Below are 7,994 nucleotides of genomic sequence, written 5' to 3' on the forward strand. Positions count from 1 at the left end.
GTTGGCGGGCGATCCGGAGATCGAACCCCCCGCCAACCTCATGATCAACGCGGTGAGGGTGATCGGCGCGGTGAGGGTGATCGGCGCGGTGAGGGCGATCGGCGCGGTGAGGAGGGCGCGGGGGGCGGGCGGTCACTGGGCGGCCCGCAGCGCGGCGTGCAGCTCCTGCAGTGGGCGTACCCGCATGTCGCCCCGGATGCGCGCCTCGATGCCCATCACGGCCGCCGCCGCGCCCGGCACCGTGGTGATGCACGGGATGTCCGCGGTGACGGCGGCGCTGCGGATCTCGTACCCGTCGGAGCGGGCGCTCGCGCCGGAGCCCTGCGGGGTGTTGACGACCAGGGCCACGTCCCCGCCGAGGATCATCGAGACCGCGTCCTCGCCCTCGCCCGCCTCGTAGTGCTTGCGGATCTGGTCGCAGGCGATGCCGTGCCGGCGCAGCACCTCGGCGGTGCCGGCGGTCGCCACGATCTCGAAGCCCAGGTCCGCGAGGCGCTTGATCGGGAAGATCATGGCGCGCTTGTCCCGGTTGGCGACCGACACGAAGATCCGCCCCGAGGTCGGCAGCGAGCCGTACGCGGCCGACTGGGACTTCGCGAACGCGTGCCCGAAGTTCGTGTCGATGCCCATCACCTCGCCCGTCGACTTCATCTCCGGGCCGAGCAGCGAGTCGATCCCCTTGCCGGCCGGCGTGCGGAAGCGCTTGAAGGGCAGCACCGCCTCCTTCACGGCGATCGGCGCGTCCACCGGCATCGTGCCGCCGTCGCCGGTGGCCGGGAGCAGCCCCTCGGCGCGCAGCTCGGCGACGGTCGCGCCGAGCGCGATCCGGGCCGCCGCCTTGGCCAGCGGCACGGCGGTCGCCTTGGAGACGAACGGGACGGTCCGCGAGGCGCGCGGGTTCGCCTCCAGGACGTAGAGCACGTCGTCCTTGAGGGCGTACTGCACGTTGAGCAGCCCGCGTACGCCGATGCCGCGGGCGATCGCCTCGGTGTAGCGGCGGACCTGGGCCAGGTGCGGGCCGGCCAGGGTGATCGGCGGCAGGGCGCAGGACGAGTCGCCGGAGTGGATGCCGGCCTCCTCGATGTGCTCCATGACGCCGCCGAGGTAGACCTCGCCCTCGGCGTCGCAGAGCGCGTCCACGTCGATCTCGATGGCGTCGTCGAGGAAGCGGTCCACGAGCACCGGGTGGTTCGGCGAGATGTCGGTGGCCCGCCCGATGTAGTCGCGCAGCGTCGCGTCGTCGTAGACGATCTCCATGCCCCGCCCGCCGAGCACGTACGACGGGCGCACCAGCACCGGGTAGCCGATCTCGTCGGCGATCGCCTTCGCCTCCTCGTAGGAGGTCGCCAGCCCGTACGCGGGTGCCCGCAGGCCGGCGCGGGCCAGCAGCGCGCCGAACGCGCCCCGCTCCTCGGCCAGGTTGATCGACTCCGGCGACGTGCCGACGATGGGCACCCCGGCGTCCTTGAGCCGCTGCGCGAGCCCCAGCGGCGTCTGCCCGCCGAGCTGCACGATCACCCCGACGACGCCCGGCCCGCCGGCCGCCCGCCCGGAGGTGTCCTCGGCGTGCCAGACCTCCAGCACGTCCTCGAACGTGAGCGGCTCGAAGTAGAGCCGGTCGGCGGTGTCGTAGTCGGTGGAGACGGTCTCCGGGTTGCAGTTGACCATCACGGTCTCGTAGCCGCCGGCACCCGCGCCGCCGGCCGGCGCGGAGCGCAGCGCCTGCACGGCGTGCACGCACGAGTAGTCGAACTCGATGCCCTGCCCGATGCGGTTCGGCCCGGAGCCGAGGATGAGCACCTTGGGCCGGGCCGAGCCGACGACCTCGGTCTCCGAGTCGTACGACGAGTAGTGGTACGGCGTGCTCGCCTCGAACTCGGCGGCGCAGGTGTCCACCGTCTTGTAGACCGGCCGGATGCCGAGGCGGTGCCGCAGCGTCCGGACGCCGTCCTCGGCGGCCAGCTCGGGGCGCAGCGCGGCGAGCTGCCGGTCCGACAGCCCGGCCCGCTTCGCGCGGCGCAGCAGGTCGCCGTCGAGCACCGGCGCCGCCACGATCTCCTCGCGCAGCTCGACGAGGCTCGCGATCTGGTCGAGGAACCACGGGTCGATGCCACCGGAGGCGGCGGCCACCTCGGCGATCGAGGCGCCCAGCCGCAGCGCCCGCTCCACGGTGTAGAGCCGCCCGTCGTGCGGCGTCCGCAGCGCGGCGAGGGTGTTCTCCTTCGTGGCGCCGTCCGGGTCCGGCCGGGTCCAGAAGCCCGCGGCACTCGTCTCCATCGAGCGCATCGCCTTGTTCAGCGCCTCGGTGAAGTTGCGCCCGAGGCTCATCGCCTCACCCACCGACTTCATGGTGGTGGTCAGCTCCGCGTCCGCGCCGGGGAACTTCTCGAACGCGAACCGGGGGATCTTGACGACCACGTAGTCCAGCGTCGGCTCGAACGCCGCCGGGGTCTTCAGCGTGATGTCGTTGGGGATCTCGTCGAGGGTGTAGCCGATGGCCAGCTTCGCGGCGATCTTCGCGATGGGGAAGCCGGTGGCCTTCGAGGCGAGCGCCGAGGAGCGGGACACCCGCGGGTTCATCTCGATGACCACGATGCGGCCGTCGGCCGGGTTCACGGCGAACTGGATGTTGCAGCCACCGGTGTCCACGCCGACCTCGCGCAGCACCGCGATGCCCAGGTCGCGCAGGCGCTGGTACTCGCGGTCGGTGAGGGTCATGGCCGGCGCCACGGTGACGCTGTCGCCGGTGTGCACGCCCATCGGGTCGAGGTTCTCGATGGAGCACACCACCACCACGTTGTCGTGGCGGTCGCGCATCAGCTCGAGCTCGTACTCCTTCCAGCCGAGCACGCTCTCCTCGATGAGCACCTCGTGCACCGGGCTCGCGGCCAGGCCGTCGCCGGCGATGCGCTCCAGGTCCTCCGCGGTGTGCGCCATGCCGGAACCGAGGCCGCCCATCGTGAACGACGGCCGGATCACCACCGGCAGGCCCAGCTCCGCGACGGTCTCCCGGACCTCGTCCATCGAGTGGCAGACCCGCGAGCGGGGCACCAGCGACGACGGGTCCTCGACGCCGATACGGGCGCCGGCCTTGGCCACGATGTCCTTGAACAGCTGCCGGTCCTCGCCGCGCCGGATCGCGTCGATGTTCGCGCCGATCAGCTCGACGCCGTACTTCTCCAGCACACCCGACTCGTGCAGCGCCACCGCCGTGTTCAGCGCGGTCTGCCCGCCGAGGGTGGGCAGCACCGCGTCCGGGCGCTCCTTGGCGATGACCAGCTCGACGAACTCCGGGGTGATCGGCTCGACGTACGTGGCGTCGGCGAACTCCGGGTCGGTCATGATGGTCGCCGGGTTCGAGTTGACCAGGCTGACCCGGATCCCCTCGCTGCGCAGCACCCGGCACGCCTGCGTGCCGGAGTAGTCGAACTCGCAGGCCTGCCCGATCACGATCGGCCCGGAGCCGATGACCAGGATGTGCTTCAGGTCGCTCCGCTTGGGCATTACTTTCCGCCTTCGATCAGCTCGGCGAAGCGGTCGAAGAGGTAGTCCGCGTCGTGCGGGCCGGCCGCCGCCTCCGGGTGGTACTGGACGGTGAACGCGGGCACGTCCTTCGCCCGCAGCCCCTCGACCACGTTGTCGTTGAGGCACACATGGCTGACCTGGACGCCGCCGAACTCGGTGTCGATCACCTGGTCCGGGACGACGGCCCCGACCCCGGCGCCCGGCACCTGCACCGCGAAGCCGTGGTTGTGGCTGGTGACCTCGACCTTGCCGGTGGCCCGGTCGAGCACCGGCTGGTTGATGCCGCGGTGGCCGTAGCCGAGCTTGTACGTCCCGAAGCCGAGCGCGCGCCCGAGGATCTGGCTGCCGAAGCAGATGCCGAACAGCGGGATCCGCCGGCCCAGCACCTCCCGGGCCAGCGCCACCGGCCCGTCGGCGGTCGCCGGGTCGCCCGGACCGGGCGAGAAGAACACGGCGTCCGCGCCGGTGGCGAGCACGTCCTCGATGGTGGACGAGGCGGGCAGCACGTGCGTGGTGACCCCGCGGACGGCCAGCCGTCGCGGCACGTTGCGCTTGATCCCGAGGTCCAGCGCGGCGACCGTGAACCGGTGCTCACCCTGGGCCGGCACCACGTACGGCTCGGCGGTGGTCACCTCCGCCGAGAGGTCGGCGCCCACCATCTCCGGAGCCTGCCGGACGCGGGCCAGCAGCGCCCGCGGGTCGTCCTCGACGCTGGAGATGCCGACCCGCATCGCGCCGCGCTCCCGCAGGTGCCGCGTGAGCGCCCGGGTGTCCACGCCGCTGATGCCGACCACGCCCTCGGCGGCGAGCCGGTCCTCCAGCCCGCCCGTGGCGCGCCAGTTGGAGCCGATCCGGGCCGGGTCGCGCACCACGTAGCCGGCGACCCAGATCCGCGACGACTCGTCGTCCTCACCGTTCACGCCGGTGTTGCCGATGTGCGGGGCGGTCTGCACGACCACCTGCCGGTGGTACGAGGGGTCGGTGAGGGTCTCCTGGTAGCCGGTCATGCCGGTGGTGAAGACGGCCTCACCGAAGGTCTCCCCCACGCTGCCGTACGCCTCACCGTGGAACGTCCGTCCGTCCTCGAGGACGAGGATGGCGCTTCTGCGCTTCATGCTGCACTTCCTTCGACGAACCGGGGGCTCCGCTCCGCAGCGCTCCTCGCCCGGTTCAGGTCCCTACCTTCGATCCGGACCGCGGGGCTCCGCTCCGCTGCGCTCCTCGCTCGGATCACCTGACTGCCTTTCCGTCGAGCACCGTCGCCTCGCCGCGCAGGAAGGTCGCCACGACGCGACCCGGCAGCGTCATCCCGGCGTACGGGGTGTTGCGGCTGAGGCTGGCCAGTTCCCCGGGCTCGACGACGCGGCGCGCCGCCGGGTCGACCAGGGTGAGGTTGGCCGGCGCGCCGGGCGCCGGGTCGACACCGTGCGACTCCAGGCCGGCGATCCGGGCCGGGGTGCGCGACATCCGCTCGGCGATGAGGTCCCAGCGCGGGCCGAGCACCTCCAGCGCGATCGACAGCGCCGTCTCCAGCCCCAGCATGCCGGGCCGGGCGTACGCCCACTCGCACTCCTTGTCCTCCACGGCGTGCGGCGCGTGGTCGGTGGCGATCACGTCGATCACCCCGTCGGCCAGCGCGGCCCGCAGCGCGGCGACGTCGCCGTCGGTGCGCAGCGGGGGGTTGACCTTGTAGACCGGGTCGTACGTCTCGGCCCGGACGTCGGTGAGCAGCAGGTGGTGGGGCGTCACCTCGGCGGTGACCCGCACGCCGCGGGCCTTGGCGTGGCGCAGCACCTCGACGCTGCCCGCCGTGGAGACGTGGCACACGTGCAGCCGGCTGCCCACGTGCTCGGCGAGGAGCACGTCGCGGGCGATGATCGCCTCCTCGGCCACCGCCGGCCAGCCGGTCAGCCCGAGCCGGGTGGAGACCTCCCCCTCGTGCATCTGCGCGCCCTCGGTGAGGCGGGGCTCCTCCGCGTGCTGGGCGATGATCCCGTCGAACGCCTTCACGTACTCCAGCGCCCGGCGCATGAGGCGCGGGTCGGCCACGCAGTGCCCGTCGTCGGAGAAGATCCGCACCCGGGCCGCCGAGTCGGCCATCGCGCCGAGTTCGGCGAGCCGTTCGCCGGCGAGGCCGACGGTCACCGCCCCCACCGGTTGCACGTCGACCAGGCCGGCCTCCCGGCCGAGCCGCCACACCTGCTCGACCACGCCCGCGGTGTCGGCCACCGGCGAGGTGTTCGCCATGGCGCACACGGCCGTGTACCCGCCGAGCGCCGCCGCCCGGGAACCGGACTCGACCGTCTCGGCGTCCTCCCGGCCCGGTTCGCGCAGGTGCGTGTGCAGGTCGACCAGGCCGGGCAGGGCGACCAGCCCGTCGGCGTCGACCACGGTGGCTCCGGCGGCGCTGAGGCCGGAGCCGGCCTCGGCGACCACGCCGTCGCGGATCAGCAGGTCGGTCGGGGCGGCCCCGAGCGGGCTGACCCCCTTGATCAGGTACGCGCTCACGCCGCCACCTCGCTCCGCTCGGCGCCGGCCTGAGGCACGCCCGCACTCTGTCGATGATTCACTCGCTGACGCTCGCTCACGCCGCCACCTCGCTCCGCTCGGCGCCGGCCTGAGGCACCGTCGCACTGTGCCGATGATTCACTCGCTGACGCTCGCTCATGCGTTGTTCCCCCCGAGCAGCAGGTAGAGGACGGCCATCCGGACGGAGACGCCGTTGGCGACCTGTTCGACGATGGTGGAGCGGGGTGAGTCGGCGACCTCGGGCGTGATCTCCATGCCCCGGTTCATGGGGCCGGGGTGCATGACGATCGCGTGCTCGGGCAGCCGCCGCATCCGGGGCCCGTCGAGCCCGTAGCGCCGGGCGTACTCGCGGGCGGAGGGGAAGTAGGAGTCGGTCATGCGCTCCCGCTGGACCCGCAGCATCATCACCACGTCCGAGGTCGGCAGCACCGCGTCGAGGTCGTAGCAGACGGTGGTGTCCGGCGCGAGCGCCGCCGCGATGTCGACCGGGATCAGCGTGGGCGGCCCGACCAGGGTCACCTTGGCGCCGAGGGTGGAGAGCAGCAGCACGTTCGAGCGGGCCACGCGGCTGTGCAGCACGTCGCCGACGACCGCGACGGACAGGCCGGCGAGCCGCCCCAGCCGGGAGCGCATGGTGTACGCGTCGAGCAGCGCCTGGGTGGGGTGCTCGTGCGTGCCGTCGCCCGCGTTGACCACCGACCCGTCGACCCACTCGGCGAGCCGGTGCGCGGCGCCGGAGGCCGGGTGGCGCACGACCACCGCGTCGGCGCCCATCGCCTGGAGGGTCAGGGCCGTGTCCTTCAGGCTCTCGCCCTTGGCGACGCTGGAACCCTTCGCCGAGAAGTTGATCACGTCGGCGCTGAGCCGCTTCGCGGCGGCCTCGAACGAGATCCGGGTGCGGGTGGAGTCCTCGTAGAAGAGGTTGACCACGGTGCGCCCGCGCAGGGCGGGCAGCTTCTTGACCTCGCGTCCGGCGACGGTGGCCATCTCGGCGGCCGTGTCGAGGATCCGGGTGGCGGTGGCGGCGTCGAGGTCGGCGCCGGAGAGCAGGTGCCGGATCATGCGGTGACCCCTCCGTAGAGCTTCACGCCGTCCGCGCCGTCGGTCTCGGCGAGCGTCACCTTCACGCTCTCGCTCAACGACGTCGGGATGTTCTTGCCGACGTAGTCGGCCCGGATGGGCAGCTCGCGGTGGCCCCGGTCGACCAGGACGGCCAACTGCACCGAGGCGGGGCGGCCCACGTCGTTCAGCGCGTCGAGGGCGGCCCGGACGGTCCGGCCGGAGAAGAGCACGTCGTCGACGAGGATGACCCGTTTGCCGTCGATTCCCCCGGTCGGCACCTGGGTGGGACCGATCGCCCGGGTCGCGTGCCGGCGCAGGTCGTCGCGGTAGAGCGTGATGTCGAGCACGCCGACCGGGATGGCGACGTCCTCGAAGGTGCTGATCCGGGCGGCGAGGCGCCGGGCCAGCGGCGCGCCCCGGGTGGGGATGCCGAGCAGGACGGTGTCGGCGGCGCCCTGGGTCTTCTCGAGGATCTGGTGTGCGATGCGGTCGATGACGCGCTGCACGTCGGCGCTGGCGAGGATCACCTTCACCGAGGGTTGTCGCGCGGTCGGCGACTGGGCAGCCGGTGGGCAGGCCACGGCGGACCTCCTTCCCCGCCTCACGGGACGGGTCGTTAAAGGACGTCGGACGCCTCCGGCGCGGCCGCGGACGGCCGGCGCGCAGGCTTCACGCCACGTTACCAGTGGTCACCGGGTTGACCGCGGCCGGCCACTGACCACCGGATCAGCGCGGCGAAATGGGGATAACTCCCGTTACCTTTTTGATCGTCCCCAGCCGGGGACTGCTCGGTCGCCCGGCCCGGTATGACTTACTGCCCCTGTCGTACGGATGATCCGGGGGGTGTTGTCGCCGGGTCGGGTGGCGTCGACGGACCG

Annotated in this window: 5 protein-coding genes; all 5 read right to left on the reverse strand. The window is 72.7% G+C overall.

Features of this window, described 5'->3' with window-relative positions:
• Positions 1-132: 132 nt before the first annotated feature.
• The gene (gene carB, locus D7I43_RS26325) at positions 133-3,504 is read right to left on the reverse strand and encodes a carbamoyl-phosphate synthase large subunit (RefSeq protein ID WP_120331259.1); all 3,372 of its coding nucleotides are present in this window, start codon (positions 3,502-3,504) and stop codon (positions 133-135) included.
• Entirely contained in the window at positions 3,504-4,640 is a 1,137-nt protein-coding gene (gene carA, locus D7I43_RS26330; protein WP_120331260.1) for a glutamine-hydrolyzing carbamoyl-phosphate synthase small subunit, read from the reverse strand. Before carA ends, carB begins: the two co-directional genes overlap by 1 nt.
• A gap of 115 nt (positions 4,641-4,755) precedes the next feature.
• Complete coding sequence (locus tag D7I43_RS26335; protein ID WP_120331261.1) at positions 4,756-6,033, reverse strand: dihydroorotase; 1,278 nt, start codon at positions 6,031-6,033, stop codon at positions 4,756-4,758.
• A gap of 156 nt (positions 6,034-6,189) precedes the next feature.
• Positions 6,190-7,116 (reverse strand): aspartate carbamoyltransferase catalytic subunit, encoded by a 927-nt coding sequence (locus D7I43_RS26340; protein WP_120331262.1) that lies wholly within the window; start codon positions 7,114-7,116, stop codon positions 6,190-6,192.
• Positions 7,113-7,697 carry a bifunctional pyr operon transcriptional regulator/uracil phosphoribosyltransferase PyrR gene (pyrR, locus tag D7I43_RS26345; RefSeq protein ID WP_120331263.1) on the reverse strand — a complete coding sequence of 195 codons (585 nt, stop codon included), beginning with the start codon at positions 7,695-7,697 and terminating at the stop codon, positions 7,113-7,115. Before pyrR ends, D7I43_RS26340 begins: the two co-directional genes overlap by 4 nt.
• Between the last annotated feature and the right edge of the window lie 297 nt (positions 7,698-7,994).

Source organism: Micromonospora globbae, assembly GCF_003610785.1.
Lineage (GTDB): Bacteria > Actinomycetota > Actinomycetes > Mycobacteriales > Micromonosporaceae > Micromonospora > Micromonospora globbae.